Annotated in this window: 17 protein-coding genes; 10 read left to right on the top strand and 7 right to left on the bottom strand. The window is 46.5% G+C overall.

All coding sequences use genetic code 11. The features are described 5' to 3' along the window. Positions 1 to 149: 149 nt before the first annotated feature. On the top strand, positions 150 to 1,643 hold the full coding sequence (locus ACLSU7_RS15425) for a serine/threonine protein kinase (protein WP_413292803.1): 1,494 nt from the start codon (positions 150 to 152) through the stop codon (positions 1,641 to 1,643). Between the two features lie 313 nt (positions 1,644 to 1,956). Here ACLSU7_RS15425 and ACLSU7_RS15420 read toward each other — a convergent pair whose 3' ends face one another. Together ACLSU7_RS15420 and ACLSU7_RS15415 are read right to left on the bottom strand one after the other, a co-directional pair. Then, a complete protein-coding gene (locus ACLSU7_RS15420; protein ID WP_142701398.1) occupies positions 1,957 to 2,886 on the bottom strand; it encodes a diguanylate cyclase in 930 nt (309 codons plus the stop codon). A gap of 106 nt (positions 2,887 to 2,992) precedes the next feature. Then, positions 2,993 to 4,330 carry a carbohydrate porin gene (locus tag ACLSU7_RS15415; RefSeq protein WP_413292802.1) on the bottom strand — a complete coding sequence of 446 codons (1,338 nt, stop codon included), beginning with the start codon at positions 4,328 to 4,330 and terminating at the stop codon, positions 2,993 to 2,995. 93 nt (positions 4,331 to 4,423) lie between these two features. Between ACLSU7_RS15415 and ACLSU7_RS15410 the strand changes: the two genes are divergently transcribed. The 7 genes from ACLSU7_RS15410 (at position 4,424) to ACLSU7_RS15380 (ending at position 14,408) form a co-directional block, all read left to right on the top strand. After that, positions 4,424 to 7,105, top strand: coding sequence for an alpha-1,6-glucosidase domain-containing protein (locus tag ACLSU7_RS15410; protein WP_413292801.1), 2,682 nt, complete (start codon positions 4,424 to 4,426; stop codon positions 7,103 to 7,105). Continuing rightward, positions 7,105 to 9,303, top strand: coding sequence for an extracellular solute-binding protein (locus ACLSU7_RS15405; protein ID WP_413292800.1), 2,199 nt, complete (start codon positions 7,105 to 7,107; stop codon positions 9,301 to 9,303). The genes ACLSU7_RS15410 and ACLSU7_RS15405 overlap by 1 nt, the downstream gene beginning before the upstream one ends. Further along, entirely contained in the window at positions 9,303 to 10,121 is an 819-nt protein-coding gene (locus ACLSU7_RS15400) for a sugar ABC transporter permease (protein WP_413292799.1), read from the top strand. The genes ACLSU7_RS15405 and ACLSU7_RS15400 overlap by 1 nt, the downstream gene beginning before the upstream one ends. Positions 10,122 to 10,124: 3 nt before the next feature. Next, entirely contained in the window at positions 10,125 to 11,168 is a 1,044-nt protein-coding gene (locus ACLSU7_RS15395) for an ABC transporter ATP-binding protein (RefSeq protein ID WP_413292798.1), read from the top strand. A gap of 8 nt (positions 11,169 to 11,176) precedes the next feature. Next, entirely contained in the window at positions 11,177 to 12,622 is a 1,446-nt protein-coding gene (locus ACLSU7_RS15390) for an alpha-amylase (RefSeq protein WP_413292797.1), read from the top strand. A gap of 44 nt (positions 12,623 to 12,666) precedes the next feature. Continuing rightward, entirely contained in the window at positions 12,667 to 13,647 is a 981-nt protein-coding gene (locus ACLSU7_RS15385; protein ID WP_413292796.1) for an ROK family protein, read from the top strand. Between the two features lie 149 nt (positions 13,648 to 13,796). Then, on the top strand, positions 13,797 to 14,408 hold the full coding sequence (locus tag ACLSU7_RS15380) for a hemerythrin domain-containing protein (RefSeq protein WP_413292795.1): 612 nt from the start codon (positions 13,797 to 13,799) through the stop codon (positions 14,406 to 14,408). A 78-nt stretch (positions 14,409 to 14,486) separates the two neighbouring features. Here the strand turns inward: ACLSU7_RS15380 and ACLSU7_RS15375 are convergent, their stop codons facing one another. From ACLSU7_RS15375 to ACLSU7_RS15365, 3 genes are read right to left on the bottom strand one after another with little or no spacing between them, the layout of a single operon-like run. Further along, on the bottom strand, positions 14,487 to 15,701 hold the full coding sequence (locus ACLSU7_RS15375) for a glucose-6-phosphate isomerase (protein ID WP_413292794.1): 1,215 nt from the start codon (positions 15,699 to 15,701) through the stop codon (positions 14,487 to 14,489). A gap of 36 nt (positions 15,702 to 15,737) precedes the next feature. Continuing rightward, a complete protein-coding gene (locus ACLSU7_RS15370) occupies positions 15,738 to 16,883 on the bottom strand; it encodes a hypothetical protein (protein WP_413292793.1) in 1,146 nt (381 codons plus the stop codon). A 6-nt stretch (positions 16,884 to 16,889) separates the two neighbouring features. Then, positions 16,890 to 18,287 (bottom strand): hypothetical protein, encoded by a 1,398-nt coding sequence (locus ACLSU7_RS15365; protein ID WP_413292792.1) that lies wholly within the window; start codon positions 18,285 to 18,287, stop codon positions 16,890 to 16,892. Positions 18,288 to 18,595: 308 nt separating this feature from the next. On the opposite strand from ACLSU7_RS15365, the gene ACLSU7_RS15360 reads away from it, so the two are divergent. Both ACLSU7_RS15360 and ACLSU7_RS15355 read left to right on the top strand, forming a co-directional pair. Next, positions 18,596 to 19,048 carry a MarR family winged helix-turn-helix transcriptional regulator gene (locus ACLSU7_RS15360; RefSeq protein ID WP_413292791.1) on the top strand — a complete coding sequence of 151 codons (453 nt, stop codon included), beginning with the start codon at positions 18,596 to 18,598 and terminating at the stop codon, positions 19,046 to 19,048. Beyond that, a complete protein-coding gene (locus tag ACLSU7_RS15355) occupies positions 19,041 to 19,454 on the top strand; it encodes an organic hydroperoxide resistance protein (RefSeq protein ID WP_413292790.1) in 414 nt (137 codons plus the stop codon). Before ACLSU7_RS15360 ends, ACLSU7_RS15355 begins: the two co-directional genes overlap by 8 nt. 135 nt (positions 19,455 to 19,589) lie before the next feature. On the opposite strand, the gene ACLSU7_RS15350 is transcribed toward ACLSU7_RS15355, so the two are convergent. Beyond that, on the bottom strand, positions 19,590 to 20,498 hold the full coding sequence (locus ACLSU7_RS15350; protein ID WP_413292789.1) for a PfkB family carbohydrate kinase: 909 nt from the start codon (positions 20,496 to 20,498) through the stop codon (positions 19,590 to 19,592). 83 nt (positions 20,499 to 20,581) lie between these two features. Continuing rightward, the gene (rlmN, locus tag ACLSU7_RS15345) at positions 20,582 to 21,835 is read right to left on the bottom strand and encodes a 23S rRNA (adenine(2503)-C(2))-methyltransferase RlmN (protein WP_413292788.1); all 1,254 of its coding nucleotides are present in this window, start codon (positions 21,833 to 21,835) and stop codon (positions 20,582 to 20,584) included. Positions 21,836 to 22,009: the final 174 nt, after the last annotated feature.

Here is a 22,009-nt window from a genome sequence, read left to right as displayed (position 1 = left end):
GAAGTCATATTAAGCTATAAATCTCGCGGGGTTACGCTCACTAACTGTTCCCTCAATGAGGACACGGGAACGGGGTTTCCAATTATGGAACACTTTATAAAATGACCGAAGTTATGAGAATGACATAAAAAACCGAAAAGTTCTCAGGCATGAAGACACCTAAAAGAATCGGACAGTTTCAGATAATCAAGCGCATCGCAGAAGGCGGGATGGCGGAAGTTTATTTGGGAAAATCAGACTCAAGATTTGGTGTCAGCAAACTTGTCGCGATCAAAACCACTCTGCCGGATGAGCAAAATTCTGAAATTTTCAAAGACATGTTTTTTAAAGAAATTCGTGTCAGCGCAAATCTGAATCATCAGAACATCGTAAAAATTTATGATTTCGGAGAGCACAACAATCGCGCCTTTATGGTGATGGAATACATTCACGGAGTGACGTTGCGCGATCTGATGTCCTATCACCGCGACAAAGAAGATCCTCTGCCAACACCGTTCATATTATATATTGTTCATCAAGTGGCCTTGGCTTTGGCTTATGCGTTTCAGTCAGTAGATCCCCAAACCGGATCATCGCTAAAGCTGATTCACCGAGATATCAGCCCGCACAACATTCTGATCTCCTTTGAGGGAGAAGTAAAAATCATCGACTTTGGCATTGCCAAAGCGACAATGGATGGCGAGCAAACCCAACACGGACAAGTGAAGGGCAAAGTCGCCTATATGAGTCCGGAACAAATCAATCGTGAAACCTTAGACCACCGCACTGATATTTTCTCTTTAGGAATTGTCTTTTGGGAGCTATTGGCAAACACCCGCTTTTTTGCCGGCAACACGGTCGGAGAAGTTAAAGAATCGATTCGCCTGTATGATGTGGCGAATCTGCCAACAACTGTGATTAAAGATCGCTCGGAAGAATTACTGAATGTCTTACCAAGAATGCTTCACCACATCGCTCAATTTCGCGCAGAAGACGCGAACGAATTAGCGAGACACATCGGAACATTGCTTTCCACAAAGCACCCCGATTTCTCGGCCCTGTCTCTGGCAGATTATTTAAAAGAAGTTTTCTCAACAACGTACAGAGACACCATGGAACAAATCCGTCAATTCGTCATCGAAGACGATAAGACGATGACGATCAGTACAACGGCCACAGCTGAAGAAGTGATGTCGATGCTAACCAATAAATCCATCACAGCACCAACATTAAAACACATCAAGGTCCCAGCACCACCAGCCTACGTACCACCAGAAATGATCCCTCCACGCCCGAAGTGGACAAACCCATCACCAAACATTTTAAACATTCCAAACTTACCCCTAGGCGAAAACGGAAAATTCAGCAACCTTCTAAAAGGCGCACTAGCAATAGCCTTGCTATTGACGGTCGGCCTGCTTTTAGGAAAAGAAAATCTAGAAACCAAAAAATCAACGCCACAAGTGTACTACTCCAACGTCCCAACCCTAACCCCAATCCAACCAAGAAGAGCAGCCCCACAACCCGTACTCCCAGTACCCCCAAGCCCTTTCAAAAAGCCACCAACATACACCCACAAAAAAATACAAAAAAAGAACCGCCTCCCCGCCTCCCCAAAACCCGCGAAGCGCACCTCCCCATATCAAAAAAACATAAAAAACTAATCTAATTTCCCCTTCTCTCTCTCTTCTAAAGAGAACGAACGACGAGGAAAATCTAAAATCTCAACAGTCGTTTTTAATTTGAATACCGTTAGCACGACGGGAGCGCCTACCTTAGGCACAGCGGCCTACGCCTGTCGTGCAGCGACCTCCGTCGGCGCTGGATGCGCGAACCGCCAAAGGCGGCGACGGTGAGCCATGGATGGCGTGTCGCGGAACGATGGGCGAAGGCCGATGGGCCTAAGGCAGGCGCTCCCGGCGCGCGCAACCGTGAGCACAAATAAAAAAACCCGGCTGTGAACCGGGTTGAAAGTTTTTAAGGAGCGACGGTAACTTTGTTTCTTCCGCCTTGTTTTGATTGGTAGAGCGCTTTATCCGCTCTCTCGTAAAGCTGTGTCCACTCCGTCTCCGCCGCATATTTCGTAGCGACTCCGACAGATATTGTGACAGGAATTTTCTTACCTTCGAATACGAATTCGCTAGTTTCAATCGTATGACGAATACGTTCGCCGACTTCCGCAGCCACTTTTGGATTTGAGCCAGAAAGCAATAATACGAATTCCTCACCACCATAACGAGCAAAAAAGTCATTCGCGCGGATCAGTTTCATGATCACGATACGGCAAAGTTCTTTTAAGACATAGTCGCCACCTGGGTGACCATAGCCATCGTTGATTTTTTTAAAATGATCGATATCGAACGTCACTAAACTCAATGGCTCGTTCAAAACTTCAGAACGCTTCATCGCTTCAGGGCCTTTTTCGATCAAAGCACCTTTAGAGTGTGCGCCCGTCAAAGCGTCTTTTTGCGCGCGTTCATACAACGCTGAAGTACTCATCGCTTCAAGACTTCCTTTTTCCAGAAACTTGAAAATGACGTTGCCCGTTTTGATTTGGTCATTGTTCTTAAGCAGGCAAGAAGCCAATGGCGGAATTGTTTGACCATTCACCACTGTCTTATTTGTTGAACCCAAATCAATCACGGACACTTCGCTGCCATTCACTGCGAATTTCGCATGCGAACGACTTAAGCTTTTATCATCAATGTAAACTTGGCTTTCAACAGAGCGGCCGATTGTAATATCGTTCGCAGTGATGGGATATTGCTTACCCACGTATCCTGGGGGCCCGATCAAAACCAAAACTGCAGGAGGAACATCATCTGCCTCACGCAATTTACCTTTGAAAGTATCACTCGCAACTATACTGGTTTTTTCTAAATTATCAGAATCGTCATTGTTAGCCATAACGACAATTATAGGGAAGGGAGTGAAAGGTGACAATCAACCATCACTCCCCTAGTCTCTTGGACAGTTCCTCGAGAACCCGGACCTATTGCCGGGTCACCGGGGATTAGAACCAAACTTCGTACTGGTAACCTACGTTAAAGCCGTTTGATTTGTCCGCAAATGTCGGAGCACTGCCACCAATATAGTTGGCTCCTTGATTTGCTGTGTTCCAGAATGAATAAGAAGCGTAAGCCCGCATAACTGGACGTCCCCAAATGCTTTTCTTAAATGAAAGCTGTGGAGCAATCGCGATACGACCCAAATCGCGTGGACCTACATAACCACCGCCGGCATCTTTCTCGTTTTGATCTTCATAACGAGTGTAACCAACTTCAGTCGCCAATTGGAATCTGTCAGTGAAATAGTATACCGGACGAACACCGATACCCTGCCACTGAACGACATTGTCTTGATCTAAACCGTTGCTACCATAGCTCGCTGCAAAGCCTGCCATGAAAGCCCAACGATCTACGACATCCATCGACCAGTCTTCAACGAAGCGCACATTCCAGGCTTTGTTTTGCGCACGTTGAGATGCTTGAGAAGCATCTACCGCACTGTTACCGTAAACGTTGAAGTCTTTCATTGCGCCTTGACCGAATTCAAGGACCGCTTTGTTGTAACCACCCAGGCCTTTGCCTTCAAGTTTCGTCGCTAGAACGTAACCGTTTGTCGCTTCGAAAGTCGTTGTGCCTTGAGTGCTTTCTTTCGCCCATGCATACACACCCCAGAAGCTGATGTTTTGTTCTGCGAAAGCCGGGATTGTGGAGTATCTGAAATCCCAGATATTCAAAACTGGACGACCAATAGACGTCGTCGCGAAATCTTCATTGGCTTGAATCAAGTTTGCGATTGCTAACTTACCTGGGCCCACCGGAATGGCTTCAACACCGGCACCGACACCGGCCATCTCGCCATAGTAGTACCAATCGAAGATGAACAAATCGACGTCACGATAGAATCTCTTACCAACCCAGTATTCGATCGGGTTGCCTTCAAAGCCGCCGGCTTTTACGTAAGCTTCGATTTCAGATTTAGGAATAGAGGTCGTTACAGTTGCGTTTGGGCCTGAAGTATCAATCGTTTGAGTCGATTTACTGGATTCCCATTGACGTAAACCGTCAGAACTATACGCATAGCGTAGTTGCGTTCTGAAAAACGAAGGATCGGCCTCATCCGCTTTTTTGTGATGGAAGACGAATCCTAATTCAGTATAGAAGTCGCATTCATTTCCTAAACGTAGGAAATTACCCGGCAAATTCTTATTGCGGAAGCACTCCATTTTGCCGCCTTCTTGGCTGATCCCTGTTCCACCACGAAGATACGTAGTGAAGTCAGCCTCGAGAGCGTGCGCGTTATTTGCGACGAACAATATCGTAAGAACCCAAAAGATTTTTTTCATACCCTATTCCTTGAAAAACACGAGGCTTACCCATAAAGTCCCGCCCTGACCAGAACTGATGCATGGAATTAGCAAAAAAAGTAAGGGGATGCTTTGCTAGATCGACGCTTGAAACAACTGCTGACATTCTTTTTCACAGCGCTTTCATTTCTATTAATAGACAATGCATCTGCGGCATCGCCTGCGCGCGCGCAATGGTTGAGCTCGCAAAAAATGTTGGTCAAACTTCCTCAAGGCCTGCGTGTTGCCGACAACATGCTCTTTCAACTGGCCAACAGTGATATCAATTTCAGAGACGTTCCGCGCACTTATCCTCTTCCCGTCGTACAACGACAGGACAATTATGCCGTGGTCAGTACGGCAGGCTTAAACCGCCAAATGATCGAGGATTTGATCCATCGTCCTCTGAAAGTCTTTGTCACTAATGATCAAAATCAACTTCTTGATTCGACACCGATTCAGTACGCAGGCCTGTTGGATGAGCTTTACGCTTATCGCGGCAATGACTTAGGAGTGACGAATCAAGGTTCGCAATTTCAACTGAAACTGTGGGCTCCAACGGCATTTTCAGTGCGAGTGGCTTTGTTTGCTTCGCCGACAGCGATGCAATCAGATGCTGTACTAATTCCGACTTATCAAAATGGCGTTTGGACGACATCAGTTCCCCGTCAGTATCAAAATTTTTACTACCTGTATGAAGTGACGGTTTATCAACCCCTCACAGACCGTATGGAAACGTCATTGGTGACCGATCCGTACAGCATCAGTCTTGCGATGAACGGTGCAAAATCTCAACTGGTAGATTTGGATAGCGGCGAGTCTAAACCCTATGGATGGGATAACCTGACAAAACCTTATCTGAACTCTTTCAAAGACATAACAATCTATGAATTACACATTCGCGATTTCAGTGCGAACGATGAAAGTATCCCATTCGTGTACCGCGGAACTTACGATGCCTTCGCTCAAGGCTCCGGTCGTGGAGTGCAATACCTGAAATCCTTGGCGGACGCGGGTTTGACCCACGTTCACCTTTTGCCATTCAATGATTTTGGTTCTGTGAATGAAGATCGTACGACCTGGGAAACCATCAATGCCTCTTCGTCAAATCTTCAGGATGCCCAAGGCGCTCTATCGCAGATTCGTGCCCGTGATGCTTTCAACTGGGGCTACGATCCGGTTCACTTTTTTGTTTCTGATGGTTCTTACGCGATGGATCCGCAAGGCCTTTCGCGAGTGCGTGAAACTCGCACAATGGTTCAAGCACTCAACACTTTAGGTTTGCGTGTTGTTCAAGACGTGGTTTTCAACCACACTTATGAGAATGGTCTGACAGCATTCTCGGTATTCGATAAAATCGTGCCTCTTTATTATTACCGCGTGACCGACGAGGGTTATACCTACAACACGTCTTGCTGCGCCGATACAGCCAGCGAACACTTCATGATGGAAAAGCTCATCGTGGATTCTGTGGTTCACTGGGCAAAGAATTATAAAATCGATGGCTTCCGTTTTGATTTGATGTCTTTCCACTCCCGCTCAACTTTGATGAAAGTGAAAGAAGCTTTGCGCTCTTTGACTTTGCAACGTGATGGCGTGGATGGTTCTCGCATCTATATATATGGAGAGGCATGGCCTTTTGGTTCTTTCTATAACCAAAATCCTCAAGAATCCATGAGCCAGTTGAATGCCTATGGATCTGGGATCGGCTTCTTTAATGATCGTCTGCGCGATGCTGTTCGCGGTGGAACGACAAGCTCTTCTGAAAAATCAGATCAGGGCTTTGCAACTGGTTTGTATTTTGATTTCAATCAGGAACCTGCAAACCAAAACACTCCCACAGACATTCATCAGCAAATGGATAAAATTCGCCATTTGGGTGATGTGATCAAAGTGGGTCTTGCTGGAAATCTTCGTGATTTCTCGTTCCGTGAACACTATGGAAATGTGATCCTGGGCGGCAACCTGCTTTACCGTAACAGTCCGGTCGCAACTTCAGCGGAACCGATTGAAACGATCAATTATGTGTCGGCTCACGATGGTTATACTTTGTGGGATGCGGTTCAAGCGAAAGCGCCTTTCTATACTCGTGGTCGCATACCAGAAACAGCGACAGCTTCAGAACGTCAGCGCATGCATCAGTTAGCTATGGCGATCCCGATGCTCAGCCAAGGTATTCCTTTTATGGAAGCCGGAGTTGAACTTCTGCGCTCTAAAAATGGCGACCAGGATTCCTATGATTCTGGCGACTATTTCAATCGTATTAATTGGACTGGAAGCGATAACTATTGGGGTCAGGGTCTGCCACCCGCTTGGAAGAACTATAATGACTGGGCTTTCTGGCAACCGCGTCTGCAAAACCAGGATTTGAAAGTCACTCCGCAGTTGATCGCGCAAACGGCGAACTACTACAAAGGACTTCTGCGACTTCGTAAAGGAAGTTCATTGTTTAAGATGAACTCTTTGGAAGAGATCATGAACGGATTGGTGTTCCTGGATAACGAGAACACGATTGATCCAGGCCTCATCGCCATGGTTCTGCACAATCCTAAAGAAGCACTTTTAATTATGTTCAACAGCTCGAGAAACCCTCGAGTCTTTTCTCACAAAGTACTGAGCTACAACTGGGGTTACGACCCTGCGTTTGGACCGAATGTGGATCCTTTGCTTGCGCAAGTGATCCTTAATCGTGCTCAGTCTCAGATTCAAATCCCAGGAATGACAACAGTAGTGTTGCGACTGGCAAAGGGATCTAATTTTACGGGTGTTAAGTAATGCGCTATTATTTGTTTTTATTGATCACGTTCTGTTCGATGGCTGCTCAAGCGGAGAAAATCCGTATTCACGTATGGCACCAAATGATCTATGGCCACCGTCAGGTCTTGGCCGAAGTTCTTAAAGAATTTGAAAAACAAAATCCCGATATCACGGTTCAGGCGACTTATCGTGAAACCGAAGAACTGCGCAGTGGTTATCAATCTGCCGCGATGGGCGGTTCCGGTCCGGAGCTGGTTTATGGTCCTTCTGACCAAATTGGCCCCTTTGCCACAATGGGTATCATCCGTCCTTTGGATCAAGTTTTAGATCCTGAATATTTCAAGCAATTTGATCCGCTGGCGGCTCCGACTTTCGATGGCAAACACTTTGCCATCGGAGATGCTGTGGGTAATCACTTGATGTTGATCTATAATAAAAAGCTCCTTTCGACTCCTCCGAAAAATTCGGACGAGCTGATCGAGATGGGTAAAAAAGCAACCATCGATAAAAACGGCGACGGCCGCGTGGATCAATGGGGCTTGGTATTCAATTACACAGAACCGTTCTTTTTTGCTCCGTTCATTCCAGCGTTCGGCGATGACTTTATTAAAAATGATGTTCAACCGAATCTCAACACTCCAGCCCTGGCGAATACCTTCCAGTTCATTCTGGATATGCGCGATAAATATAAAATCATTCCTAAAGAGTGCGACTATGAAACAGCAAACGCTTTGTTCAAAGATGGCAAAGCTGCGATGTTGATCAATGGTGACTGGTCCTGGGGTGATTACAAGGAAGCGAAAGTTGATTTCGGTATCGCCCGCATTCCGATGATTTCTGGTACGGGTAAATGGCCGACTTCTTTGGTCGGCACTAAAGGATATTCTTTAAACGTAAATATGAAATCACCGAAACATCAGGAAGCGGCAGTAAAGCTTTTGATGTATTTGACGTCCACGCCGGTGCAACTTCAGTTCGCAGAAAAAGTGGGCATTTTGCCATCGAATCTTGATGCACGTGATTCTGATGTTGTTAAAAACAATCCTCTTTTGAAGATCTCTGCAGACATTATGGAAGTCGGCCATCCCATGCCGATCGTCCCTGAAGTTCGCGCGATCTGGGACAGCTTGCGTATTCAGTACCAAAAAGTTCTGGCTGGCAGTCTGACTCCGCAGGCAGGCGCTCAAGGAGCGCAAGCTCTGGCGGAAAAACAAATCGCCGAGATGAATGAAGTGCTTAAGCCTGATGCCGGCGCTTATGTTTTGAAAGCGATCTTCGCGATTGTGATTCTGGTGGGCCTATGGATGTCCCGCAAATCACTGGTGGCTTTCGTTAAAGGCTTCCAAGGTCCGAACCGCTTTGCCTACTATATGATGCTTCCGGCGTTCATCGGTATCTTTGCCGTGATCGTGTATCCTTTCTTTTATAATATCGCGATTTCGTTTTCGAACTTTAGCCTTCGCACGTTCCAAGATTGGTCGCTGGTGGGCTTTACTCACTACGTGAATGCCTTTGCTGATCCGAAATTCTATTCGTTGTTCCTGAAAACAGTGATTTGGACGGTCGTAAACGTTTTCTTCCACGTGACGTTGGGCGTATTCCTGGCCGTGATCATTAATCAAGTGATGCCATTCCAAGGTTTCTGGAGAGCATTACTAATCATCCCGTGGGCAGTTCCCCAGTACATCACGGCTCTGACTTGGAGAGCGATGTTCAATCAGGAGTACGGTCCGATTAATATCGTTCTGCAAAAGTTTTTACATCTGTCCCCCGTTCAATGGCTGAGCCAACCGACGACAGCATTTGCGGCTTGTATTATCACGAACGTGTGGTTGGGTTTCCCATTCATGATGATCGTGGCACTGGGTGGGCTACAGTCTATTTCTCATTCTTTGTACGAAGCGGCTCGCCTGGATGGCGCCACTTCATGGCAGCGTTTCCGTCACATCACTTGGCCGCTATTGATGCCAGTGATGGTTCCAGCGGCATTGCTAGGATCAATCTGGACATTTAATAACTTGAATGTGATCTGGTTGGTTTCAAATTCCGGAGAGCCGGGAGACCAAACGCACATCCTGGTATCTTATGTTTATAAAGCCGCCTTTAACTTGTACCGCTATGGTTATGCCGCGGCTGTGTCTGTGATTATCTTCCTGATCCTGGTTATCTGGGGCTTGGGAATGCTTAAGTCACAATATCAAAAGGAGACCAAGTAATGGTAAAACGTCTTCTCGCTTGGTTTGCGATCCTTTTATTTGCAGTGTTCTCTCTGTACCCGATCGTTTACGTGATTTCAGTTTCACTTCGTGGTGACAACGCTTTCCAAACTCAGTCGCTGGAAATCGTGGGTCCTCATTCTACGTTCAAAAACTTCGTGTCCCTTTTCACGGAAACGGACTTTTTGTTGTGGTTGAAGAATTCTTTGATCATCAGCGGGGTAACGACATTTGCCGGCGTGGCGCTGGCTTCGTGCAGTGCTTATGCATTGTCGCGCTATCGTTTCCGTGGTCGTAATATGATGCTCTTCTCGTTACTGACGACACAGATGTTTCCAGCAACGATGTTGATGCTTCCGTTCTTTATCATCTTGTCGCAATTGCACTTGATCGACAGCTTCTGGGGATTGTTCATTATCTACTCCTCGACAGCGTTGCCGTTCTGCATCTGGCAGATGAAGGCGTACTATGACACCATTCCCCGCGAGCTTGAAGAAGCCGCGTTGCTGGATGGTTGTTCGCGCTGGATGATCTTTACAAAAATTATTCTGCCGGTTTCATCACCAGCTTTGGTGATCACAGCTTTGTTCAGCTTTATGTCGAGCTGGTCTGAATACGTGATTGCCGCCGTGGTTCTGCAGGATCCACAGCTTTATACTCTGCCATTGGGACTTCGTTCGTTCCAGGCAAGTCTTGCGACTCAATGGGGACTGTATGCAGCAGGTGCCTTGATCGTAAGTATTCCAGTTTTGATTTTGTTCATCAGTATTTCCCGTTATTTGGTTTCTGGTCTGACAATGGGAAGTGTGAAGGGTTAATTTATGGCGAATATTGAATTTTATAATCTGGCAAAAAGTTTCGGCTCCGCCAAAATTCTTAAAGACATCAACTTGGAAATCGCTGCGGGCGAGTTCCTGGTTTTGGTAGGTCCTTCAGGTTGCGGTAAATCCACTTTGCTACGCACACTGGCGGGTCTTGAGACTTTGGATTCAGGAACGATCAAAGTGGGCGGCAAGGTTATCAACAATGTGGAGCCCCAGGATCGCGATCTGGCCATGGTTTTCCAAAGCTATGCTCTTTACCCGCACATGACTGTTGAAGAAAACATGGGCTTTGGTTTAAAGCTGCAAAAAATCTCTGCAGCGGAAATTGCAAAACGTGTGAAAGAGATCGCGGATCTTTTGCAGATCTCTCACCTGCTTGAACGTCGTCCGAAAGAACTTTCGGGGGGTCAACGTCAGCGTGTGGCTTTGGGCCGCGCCCTGGCTCGTAAAACGCCGGTGATTTTGTTCGACGAACCTCTTTCAAATTTGGATGCGCATCTTCGTACGCAAATGCGTGTGGAGATCAAACGCCTTCATGAAAATTCCAAATCCACGATGATCTATGTGACCCATGATCAAATGGAAGCAACCACGATGGGCGATCGTATCGCGGTTCTTAAAGACGGCGTGATCGAACAAGTTGGGACTCCAACAGATATTTATCACCGCCCGAAAAACATGTTCATCGCAAGTTTCATTGGTTCCCCCGAGATGAATTTCATCGAAGGAAACACCGTGCGCCGCCTACCATGGCCGGAAGCCCAAAAAGCGGACCAGGTTTTAGGTATTCGCCCGGAAAGCTTTAAATTCAATATGGGCGATCTGACTGCCCAAGAAATTGCTCTGGGCGATTATACGGTGGAACTATCAGAAAACCTGGGTGGCCAACAAATGCTCCATGGTCTATTAGATGGCCAAAGTGTGAGAATTATTACGGATTCTATGGATAAATTTTCCAAGGGACAGAAGGTTCCGGTGAAAATAGATCTGACAAAGGCTCACCTGTTTGATAAGAAATCAGGCCAGAATCAGCGTCTATAGGAGACCACATGTTCTCAAAACTGCAACGTTCAATTTTACTCCTGACTCTTTTGTTGAGTACGAGTTCGGCCCTTGCAGCTCCAAGAACAGTTTTCGTTCAATTGTTTGAGTGGCCCTGGAGAGAAGTTGCACGCGAGTGTGAGTTGTACCTGGGCCCATCTGGTTTTTCCGCAGTTCAAGTTTCTCCTCCCCATGAACACGTTGCTTACAACGGAGCTTGGTGGGAGCGCTATCAAGTCGTCTCTTACAAATTAGAATCTCGCGGTGGAACCGAAGCAGAATTCACCGACATGGTTCAACGTTGTGCTGCTGCTGGTGTCGATGTTTACGCCGATGCCGTTTTGAACCACATGGCAGGCTTCCCTCAAGGCGTGGGTTTTGCGGGCTCCACTTTCACTCTTAAAAATTATCCTGGCATTTACAGCCCGAATGACTTCCACAGCTGTGGTCGCAACGGAAATGATCAAATCGTAAATTATCGAGATCTCTATGAACTGCAGAACTGCCAATTGGTGGGACTGGCAGATCTGGCAACCGAATCTCCCTACGTTCAACAAAAGATGGCGGACTATCTAAATCATCTTTTGGATTTAGGCGTTGCGGGTTTCCGCTTTGATGCCGCGAAACACATTGCCTCTAAAGATTTGATCCAGATAAGCCGTCGTTTGAAACGCTCTGCTTACGTCTTTCAAGAAATCATCCATGATAACTATGGACCCGTCACTTATAACGAATACTTCCCTGCGGGAGATGTGACGGCTTACGAGTATCCATTTATCTTGGGTGCTAGTATCAAAAACGGCCAACTAGGGAACCTGATCAACATCGCTCGCGGAATGCCTGAAAGCAGCCATTCCGTGGTGTTTGTGACCAACCATGATTTAGAAAGAACTGGCGACGGGAACATCCTTCGTTACAGTGGCGATGATCACTATATCTATCGTCTGGCGCAAATCTTTATGCTCGCGTTTCCGTACGGATATCCACAAGTTTACTCTGGATACAATTTCAACTCTTACGATCAAGGTCCTCCATTGGGCAATGATCTGCGCACCTTGGGCATCCTGGCGCAAAACAACGCCTGCGTAACTCCTTGGACATGTGAACACCGGTTGCCTGAAGTCGCTGCGATGGTGAACTTCAGAAACCAAACAGACAAAGCTTTCTATGTATCCAACTGGAACACTGACAACTCCACTTTTGTTTCATTCAGCCGCGGTGGTTTGGGATTCGTAGCACTTAATTTCTCGAGCAATCCGATCACGCGTGAGTTGCAAACGGGCTTGCCTGCGGGCAGCTACTGCAACCTCACTGGCCCATCTTACAAGCGCCAAACACGCAAGTGCACGGATATGAAATACGACGTCAATTCGAACGGTGTAATCACTGTTACCTTGCCTCCTTACTCATCTCTGGTACTTTTGAATCGCGATCAAACAAAACGTACAAAGTAAGGACTTACTCCAGCCCGGCTGGAGTGCATCGGGTGTAGTGGGATATGAAAAAGAAAACTTATACAATCGGCTTTGATTTAGGTGGAACTAAACTTGCGGCAGCACTTCTTGATAACTCTGGAAATATGCTGGATTTCGTAAAAGTACCGGTCGACATGAAACGCGAGGGCTCAGCCCAAAAAACTCAACAACGCGTGATTCATCTTATTTCTGATATTGCTCAAGATTTCAAAAAACGTTTTCCGAAAGAAACAGCGCCTTCTGTATTTAAAGGTATCGGCCTTGCCAGCGCAGGTCCGTTGAACGCTGAACAAGGCAAACTTTTGCACCCGGTGAATTACCCAGGTTGGAAAGTTGTACCTATCCGTGATTTGGTAGAAAAAGAAATCAATAAAAACGGTTTTAAAACCAAAGTGTACTTCCAGCATGACGCTACAGCAGCCGCCCTTGCAGAGGGATGGGTTGGTGGAGCTCAGGGCATGAACTCCTTTGCTGTTGTCACAACAGGAACTGGCGTTGGAACAGGGATTATCTTTAACGGTATGCCTTGCCAAAGCGGCGGAATGGGTTCCGAGTGCGGGCACTTTGTTGTCGATGTACCAGGGTTGAAAGCGAATCCTGATAAAGTTCATCACTACACTGTTGAAGGTCTTTCTTCAGGAACGGGCCTTTTACGTCGCGCCAAAGAAATGGGTTTCCAAGGCAAATCCGTGGAAGAGCTGGTAGAGACTGGCGACCCGAAATATAATATCTTGTTTGCTGACATGGCTTTTGCTTTGGCAGTTCTTTGCCACAATCTTTCCATCGCCTTTAATTTGGAAAAAATCTTTATCAGTGGTGGTTTGATTAAGATCAAAGATCTGTTCTTCAAAGATTTGAAAGCGAACTACTCAAGAACGGTTCGTCAGATTAACACTGATCTTGAATGCAAAATCGAAATCGCAAAAACCAAGAATAATGCGGGCGTTTTGGGTGCGGGATATCTTCCACACCTTTATGGAAAGTCAGCTCATAAGGCAAAATAGATTTTCGAATAACAATCCCAAAAATCCACACCCAGGGGCAATCTTCCTCTGGGTTTTTTATTTTGGTTGTCTCAGCTGTCTTTAATTTTATTCTGACCGGATTTCAGTTTGGGACTGGTCCTTGCAATTCACTTTGGCAAGGAGACTGTATGGCAACTCTCAACACCACCCCATCTCATCCAGAAGACATTGTTCAACTGATTAAGAAAGACCATAAGCCTTTGAAAGTGCTCCTGGGAATTCTTAAAAATGAAGATATCGCCATCTCTGAAAAACGCGCTGCCTTTGATGAATTCGCGCCGCTGCTTGAAGCCCACGCCAAACCAGAAGAAGACACCTGGTATACGTCTTTAAAGCGCGAGCATCTTATGGAAGTTCAAGGCATGGAAGGTGATCTGGAACACCGACTATCTGATCAAATTTGTAAAGACATGAAAAAAACCGTCGACGATAAATCCTTTACAGCAAAAGCAAAAGTATTGGCTGAACTCGTCGAGCACCACATCAAGGAAGAAGAAATGGAACTGCTGCCGGAATACGAAAAATATGCGACCTTGGATGAGCGAATTGAACTAGGTCATCGATATCTTGAGTTGCAACAAGAAATCGAAAACCGTCAATACAAGGAAAGCCATAAGTTTCCGCCGTCAGTATTGGATAACATTCAGGGTAAAGTCGGCGTGCCGATTCTGCTCTACATCCTCGGAGTTCCAGGATTTGTTGTTATCCTGCTCTGGTTTTTCTTCTTCCGCGGGGAATAAAAAAAGGGAGCCCCTCGTGCGTGGGGCTCCCTTTTTCCTCTATTGTCGATTTTCGATTTTCGCTTTTTCTGCCGCCAACTACTTTTTAAGCTTAGCTTTCGCCAAAACTTTGCCAGCTTCAACACCCGGCTGATTGAAAGCATCAATCTTCAAGTACTCACCCAAGCCAGCAACAACCAATTGCCAGAACATGAACAAGTAACCCAAAGTTTCTTCATCCAATGCTTTTGCTTTCAAGGTCATCGTAGAAACACCATTCGCAACAAGGGCTTCTTGAGTTGCCAAAGCTTCAGCTCTTAGCAATTCGCCCATCGTGCGACCTTGCAGATCCATTGTTTCTTTGAACTGCGCATTTTTAATACGCATAGACCCGCCCTCAGCTTCGTCCACTCGTTGGAAAATAACGAATTTATCTTTCGTTCCTTCCATCACCTGTTGCAGGATCGAGTGTTGATCCGAAGCTCCAATGGCAGCGATTGGTGTACTTACGCGCGGAGCAGGTGTCCCAGCACGAGTTACAGGTTTACCCAAAGATTCTGCCCACAACTGAGCATACCAGCCACCAAAGTCTTTCATGCGCGAGTTATAAGACCATAGCAACGTGATCCACTCTTCACGGCCATAGGACTGAACCACTTGTGCCATGGTTTGAGTGACAGTTGCTGTATCCAAAAGTGCGCGTTTAGCTCCGACACGGAATTTTTCCAGATCCAAGCCCATGAAAGCCGCTGGGAACATACCCACGGGAGAAAGTACTGAGAAACGACCGCCCACATCTACGGGGATTTCGCACTCAGGAACTTTGTGCTTACGAGCCCAATCCGTCAGAGAGCTGGATTTTGTTTCAGAAATCACGATGGAGTTAGCTGGCAGGTGAAGACCTTCATCTTTGTAAACTTGATCCAAAAGTTCCAAGGCACACAAAGACTCAATCGTCGTTCCGCTTTTAGAGATGAATGCCCAAGCGACATCTTTCAAGTCACCTAGCTCATCAATCAGGGTTTCAAAAACCAGGGCATCGACGTTATCGACAAAGTACATGTTGTTCGCATTGAAAACTTCTGCGATCACGCGTGTTCCCAAAGAGCTTCCGCCCAAACCCACGATCACAAGTTTTTTGAATTTCGCTGCGAAATCAGAGCCCGCTTTGTGGGATTGTTGCCACAAGTTGATGCGCTCTACGAGTTGCGGGAACCCAATTTCTTTTCTTTGCAAAAACAACTTCAAAGAAGATTGGCATTCCTGAATAAGGTTTTCGGGATTCGTGTGATTCGCCTGCGTGATTTCCAACATCGTGATTTCTCTTTCCAACAGAGTTTGTCGGAAAAATTACGAAATCGCGACGTCTTCCTCAATACGATGATATCCGTTCCACTCTTTCAGACGACCACGGGGGCGTCCTCCGTCTTCGGGATATTCAATCAAGCAATAGGTCAGTTTCGTGATTTTTCCAAGAGACACGATATCTAAAGAAGTGATCTCAGTCCACGTTCCTGTATTAAAATATTCTTTGTGTTCCGACCATTGCCTGTATTGGTACACATGCGTGTGCCCAAAGACCACAGTATGCACTCTGTCATCGTGAAGAATTTTACGCGCTGATTCACTCAAATCCGGGAAAATAGCGCTTTCCAGGATGACTTGGACGATTCTTTTAAGTGGCCAATGACGGCGGCTGTCTTTCACGAACACGCTTCTTAAGAAATAGCGGTTCGCCATGAAAAACCCTCTCACCAGGCTCATGGTTTCGTTCACCAACGCCCAGCGCAGCATTTTACCGAAAGGACGGATCTTATCCACGTGGGGATAAGTCTGTTTGATTTTCAGTACGACTTCTAAAAAGAAATGGGAACCGAATGGAAGATTCAAAATCGGTTCGACTAAGTTCTTTTTCAGAAAGAACTTTTTGGGGTCCATACGATTCGCCGCCTCATGCATGTGGCCGTGCTCGATATGAACTCCATCAAAGAAGTAAACGATGTTTTTAAAGCGCACGGGCGCGCCAATGACTTGATTCACGTAGGCACGGCACGCCGGCCACAACATCCCCTGATCGTGATTTCCGACGATATAGGTAATGGATTTCCCTGGTTTGGCAGCAAACTCGGCCATGGCTTTAAAGACGTTCTCGTGACCTTTCACGATGTCTTTTAAAATATCCAGGGTCACAGCTTCGGTGATGACTGAAAGGAAGTGTCCTTTGTAATCACATTGAAGGAAGTTAAAAAAGTCGCCGTTGATGATCAACTCAACTTCGTAATCGCGATAAACGCCTGTCGAGTAGTAATGGATAAACTCCACGAGCTTATCCCCGTAATAGAATTCCTCGAGGGAATTGATCCCACCTTCAGCCAATAAACGGCCTTTGCCCAGATGCAAATCGCTGATGACCACCTTGATTTTTTTTACTGGCGCGGGTTTGGCGACGACGGCTTGGCCGTCGCTAATTTCCGCTGGTGATGTGGTGGACTCCATGAATTCCTACTCAGCCTTCTTGAGTGGAACAGGTCCGCCTTCCTCTTTGACTTCCAAATTAGAAAGGGCCAAACGTAGAGCACGCTCTGTACGTTTGAATTGGTCCTGATTCCCCTCGATAGTCTTGTTTAACTCAAGACATTTATTTCTATAATTATCGAGTTCCTGGGAAAGCTGATCAATCTTTCTTTTCTGGTCAAGGATATACTCATCTTTGGACCGAACTAACGCGGCCTTCTCGGCACGTAAAAGCTCTAGACGATTTTCCAGTTCGCGCTCGCGAACACGGATCTTTTTGAAATCTGATTTAAGTCTGGTTTCAAGCTCTTCGACTTTAACGCGAGCTTTGGCCACTTCGTTTTCTTTGTATTGAAGGTTGCCCTTCAAAATCAAGATCTCGCTTTGGAAGGATTCACGGTCTTCCGCTTTCTCTTTTTCCAAAGCTACGATGCGCACACCCAGTTCGTCGGTACGACCACGAATGATTTCCCCAGCCGAAGCCAATTCCTCATTTTCGCTGCGCAGACTTTCAACTTCTTTTTCCAGTTCCAGAATGCGTTGCTGGGCGAGCTTCAGGTTTTCCGCCTGAGCTAAGCTTGCATCCACGGATGTCATCACGTTTGCAGAACCTGCACGGTTGCTGCCACGGAAGTTACCAACGCTGACTTTCACATCCACGTCGTTATTTTTACGACCACCCACACGGGCATTCGCAAAACCCGATACGGCGAGAGTGCGATCTGCGTCTGTGCCAGCACCGGAAGTCATTTTCGAACTTGTTAAATTCAAATCTTGGATAGAAACCGTTTTGTCTTCTTTTTGGCTGTCACCCAGGGAGGCTGCCAAGTTATCCACCGGACTGGTAAAATCGTCTTGGTAGTTTGAAGAAGAAGCCGGAACATAGGGCTCCTCTGAGGGAGTTGGCATTTCTACCACGACATCATTGGGCTCATCATCGATGTTGTCAGCCGATTGATAACCACCATCTGCAGAAGGACCTTGATAAGGTTCTTCGACAGGCGTTTCGTATGTTGGGTATTTTGGACGAGGTGGCAAATCAAAGCCCACTGGCTTTTCACCCTCTAACAGCTCATCACCCGAAGCGAACTCCTCGACACCTTGAGCGGCATAGTCGTCTTCTTCTTCATGGCTGGAGTATTCTGCGACACCGCCTTCGAATTCAGATGCATCGATTTCTGCACCGACGTCTTTTTCCAGGCCCGCCCACATATCTTCACCACCGTCTGCAATTGCAGATGGTGTCTGATGGAAATTCGTCGGCTCTTCAGCTGACGCTTTTTCATCCTTATGAAACGACGCATCCTCTTGAATCCCGCGGACATCGTCCATCAGTGATTCAATCAGGTTTTCCGCCGCTGAAGATTTCTTTTTTCGTTTCGACATACTAGTGGAATTATCGGAAATTCCTCAACTTCTCTTAAGGACCTCCCACAGGATTCCACCTAACTAGCACAACGTCCAGCCCCACAGGTACGGACACACTTTCTCCACCACTCCAGGGACATCAGGTCTCACATAAATGTCTCAAAAAGATACGACAGACTTAACAAATCGAAGGTCATTTCAGGTGTGGAGAAAGTGTGTCCGGAGAAAGTGTGTCCGTACCTTTTGGCGCAGGACCCCGATTGTATTAATTATAGATTGTACACAATTTAATTGTACAAAATATAAATGGGCGTAGGATTGGATGTATGAACAAGAAACTTCTCTTGCAAAACCAGCTTTGTTTTCCGATCTACGCGGCTTCGCGATTGATCACGCAGCTTTATGGCGAGCACTTTAAAGCTTTTGATCTGACTTATCCGCAGTACCTAGTGTTTTTGGTTTTGTGGGAAAAGGCTCCCCGTAAAGTGACGGAGATCGCAGATCTTTTATTGCTGGATACCGGAACGGTGACTCCGCTGATTAAGCGCATGGAGAAACGTGGTTGGATTGCGCGCAAACGTTCTGCCAAGGACGAGCGCACGGTGGAAGTTCATTTAACGGCTGAAGGTCGCAAGCTGGAAAAACATTTCGCTACTCTGCCCGACAAATTGCTTTGCGATGTCGATTGCAAAAAAGGCGAGCTTGAGACGCTTCACAAAACTTTGAATAAACTTAATGAGCAAATGAAAATAACCTTAGAAGGAGGTCATCATGAGTAAGCTCTATACAGCAGTTGCGACCGCAACTGGCGGACGCAACGGAAAAGTAGAAAGCTCTGACGGAGTCCTAAATCTTGAAGTACGTATTCCCAAAGAAATGGGCGGATCTGGTGGTGCCTTCACCAATCCCGAGCAGCTTTTCGCTGCTGGATACGCAGCTTGCTTTGATAGCGCGCTGAACTTCGTAGCCATGCAACAGAAAACGAAAATCACGTCGTCTGTGAATGCGGAAGTGGGCATTGGCCCGAACGGCAGCGGTGGTTTTGCCCTGGCAGTGAAACTGCGAGCGAAAATCGAAGGTGTCGAGCGCAACATCGCGCAACAGCTTTTGGAGACGGCTCACAAGGTGTGCCCTTATTCCAACGCCACTCGCGGCAATGTCCCCGTCGAGATCGAACTAGTCTAACCCCTCCCGTAAAAGGCAAAAGACTTTAATCCAAAAAACAAAAGGCAGATCATTTTTTGATCTGCCTTTTTTGTTCCTCTGATTTCGAAGAGGTTTTCATTTCGCTGCGGTGCTTACGTAAACAGGACCTGGCACCTAAACGGTGATAACTTTTTTGTATTCTGCTAGGCGTTTTTCCAAGTCTGGCAGAGTCACTTTGGAAAGTGCTTTCACGGAGAAATCTTGGATTGTGTGAGAGGCCATCATGGAACCCATGATGCAGGCTTGCTTCAAAGTGTTCACTGTTGGAACTTCTTTTTGAGCGGCGATGTAACCGAAGAATCCACCGGCGAATGTGTCACCCGCACCTGTTGGGTCGATCACTGTTGGGATCGGCATCGCAGGCAAGATGAAGTAGCCAGATTCTTTCGTGTACATTGCAAAACCGTACTCGCCACGTTTGATAACAACTGCGGAAGGGCCCATTGCTGTGATCATTGGGGCTGCGGAGATCGCGTTAGAAGCACCCGTCAACATTTTCGCTTCGCCTTCATTGATCAATACCAAGTTCACTTTTTTAACAACTTCAAGCAAAGCGTCTTTCTTGATGTTGATCCAAAGATTCATTGTATCAAGACCCACGAATTTCGGTTGTTTTACTTGAGACAGAACTTGCAATTGAAGTTCTGGAGCGATGTTTGCCAAGAATACGAAAGAAGAATCTTTGTAGTGCTCTGGCAATTGTGGATTGAAGTGTTCAAAAACGTTCAATTCTGTGTTCAATGTTTTAGCTTCATTCATATCGCCTTCGTAGGAACCCGCCCAGTGGAATGTTTTGCCAGGAACTTTAGAAAGCCCCGTCAAATCAACACCACGGTTGCCCAAAAGATCGTAATCCTTCTGATCGTAGTCCTCCCCAACAACACCGACAACGCGCACTTTAGAAAACAAAGATGCCGCCAAAGAGAAGTAATTCGCAGAACCACCCAAAGCGCGATCCGCTTTGCCAGATGGAGTTTGAATTGAATCGTATGCTAGGCTTCCTACTACTAAAATTTCAGACATTTTAAATCTCTCCGGATTAATTCTACTCCGGCGGAGCCGGAGTGTAAGTCAGTCGCCTCGAATTTAGCGAAGCGCCATGAAGACTATTGAAGTTCTGTTTCGTTTTCAAAGCTCATCGCAGCAAATGCCGCGTTTTTCGCTGCATGTTCTGCTTTATGCTCTGCCATCAACTCACGTTTCGCTTTCGGCATACCTGCCAATTTTGAATTGGAGATATCCATCGTCGCGTTTTCTTCTTTGTGCGTGCTGTTTAGCTGACCGCAAGCTGCAAAGATATCGCGCCCCATAGAACGACGAAGAAGAACGTGGCAACCCAGGCGATTCAATTCCGTATGGAAAGCTTCGATGGTCGCATCGGATGGACGCTCGTACGGAGCACCTGGATGTTCATTGAATGGAATGATATTGATTTTGCATGGTACACCACGAGTTAGCTTCGCCACCTGGCGTGCGTTCTCGATAGAGTCTGTCACACCTTTCAGCATCACATACTCGAATGTCACTTTGTCGCCCGTCTTGTCAGTGTACTGCTTACAAGCATCCAGCAACATAGTCGTGTTCCATTTTTTATTGATCGGCATCACTTGGGTGCGGATTTCGTCAGTTGGAGCATTCAAGCTCACAGCCAGGCGAACTTTCGCATCAGCGATACGCCACATTTCTGGAACGATACCCGAAGTTGAAACCGTGATCTTCTTACGCGACAAATTAATACCCCATGGAGAGTGAATCACGTCGATGGTTTTGAAAACGGCTTCTGGATTGTCCAGTGGCTCGCCCATACCCATGAATACGATGTTGGTGATGCGTTGACCTTCAGCCAAAGAGTCATGAACTTGCATGAACTGACCGACGATGTCTTCAGTACGAAGTCTGCGCTTCAATTTTTGCTTACCGGTGAAACAGAATTTGCAACCGATGTTGCAACCAACCTCAGAGGAGATACAAAGAGTCAGACGACCTTCGGAAGGAATCACCACAGACTCAACACTTTGATTGTCGCCCATATCGAACAGGAACTTTTGGGTTCCATCGACAGATTTCAAGTGCGTCAAAATTTTAGGAAGTTCGAAAGAAAGAAGCTTTGGAAGTTCGGCACGGAAGTCCTTGGACAAATTCGTCATTTGCTCTGGATCCGTCACACGTTGTTCATAAACCCATTTAAAGATTTGCTGAGCGCGGAATTGCTCTTTGCCTTTACCTTTTAGGTAAGCTTTCAAATCTTCCAATGTCATGGAGTAGAAATTTGCGGCTTTGTTTTCCAGGGGTTTTGCAACGTCATCGTCAGCGTAGTTGATAGGTGCAAGAGCAGGGCTCAGGCCTTCGTTCAATTCCATCTCAGGGCTCCTCGGCTTATTACAGCCATGCTTGTTACAGCTGGGACCTTTGTGGTCCCGTTGATAAAGGAAATATGTGTGCGAGGTATGTAGCACAGCGGCCCCGGAACGCCTAGCAAATCCTCTGATTTCAGCGGTTTAGCCAAGAAAAAAGGCCCCTAAAAAGAGCCTTTC

Source organism: Bdellovibrio sp. HCB185ZH (assembly GCF_047302455.1).
Lineage (GTDB): Bacteria > Bdellovibrionota > Bdellovibrionia > Bdellovibrionales > Bdellovibrionaceae > Bdellovibrio.
Note: the sequence above shows the minus strand (reverse complement) of the source record. Positions and strands in the feature narration are given on the sequence as shown.

Coding starts and splice junctions, on each gene's coding strand:
- ACLSU7_RS15420 (WP_142701398.1), bottom strand. CDS start 2,886: ATGGCTAACAATGACGATTCTGATAATTTAGAAAAAACCAGTATAGTT.
- ACLSU7_RS15355 (WP_413292790.1), top strand. CDS start 19,041: ATGAGTAAGCTCTATACAGCAGTTGCGACCGCAACTGGCGGACGCAAC.
- ACLSU7_RS15350 (WP_413292789.1), bottom strand. CDS start 20,498: ATGTCTGAAATTTTAGTAGTAGGAAGCCTAGCATACGATTCAATTCAA.
- ACLSU7_RS15425 (WP_413292803.1), top strand. CDS start 150: ATGAAGACACCTAAAAGAATCGGACAGTTTCAGATAATCAAGCGCATC.
- ACLSU7_RS15365 (WP_413292792.1), bottom strand. CDS start 18,287: ATGTCGAAACGAAAAAAGAAATCTTCAGCGGCGGAAAACCTGATTGAA.
- ACLSU7_RS15385 (WP_413292796.1), top strand. CDS start 12,667: ATGAAAAAGAAAACTTATACAATCGGCTTTGATTTAGGTGGAACTAAA.
- ACLSU7_RS15375 (WP_413292794.1), bottom strand. CDS start 15,701: ATGTTGGAAATCACGCAGGCGAATCACACGAATCCCGAAAACCTTATT.
- ACLSU7_RS15405 (WP_413292800.1), top strand. CDS start 7,105: ATGCGCTATTATTTGTTTTTATTGATCACGTTCTGTTCGATGGCTGCT.
- ACLSU7_RS15370 (WP_413292793.1), bottom strand. CDS start 16,883: ATGGAGTCCACCACATCACCAGCGGAAATTAGCGACGGCCAAGCCGTC.
- ACLSU7_RS15395 (WP_413292798.1), top strand. CDS start 10,125: ATGGCGAATATTGAATTTTATAATCTGGCAAAAAGTTTCGGCTCCGCC.
- ACLSU7_RS15400 (WP_413292799.1), top strand. CDS start 9,303: ATGGTAAAACGTCTTCTCGCTTGGTTTGCGATCCTTTTATTTGCAGTG.
- ACLSU7_RS15360 (WP_413292791.1), top strand. CDS start 18,596: ATGAACAAGAAACTTCTCTTGCAAAACCAGCTTTGTTTTCCGATCTAC.
- rlmN (WP_413292788.1), bottom strand. CDS start 21,835: ATGGAATTGAACGAAGGCCTGAGCCCTGCTCTTGCACCTATCAACTAC.
- ACLSU7_RS15415 (WP_413292802.1), bottom strand. CDS start 4,330: ATGAAAAAAATCTTTTGGGTTCTTACGATATTGTTCGTCGCAAATAAC.
- ACLSU7_RS15390 (WP_413292797.1), top strand. CDS start 11,177: ATGTTCTCAAAACTGCAACGTTCAATTTTACTCCTGACTCTTTTGTTG.
- ACLSU7_RS15380 (WP_413292795.1), top strand. CDS start 13,797: ATGGCAACTCTCAACACCACCCCATCTCATCCAGAAGACATTGTTCAA.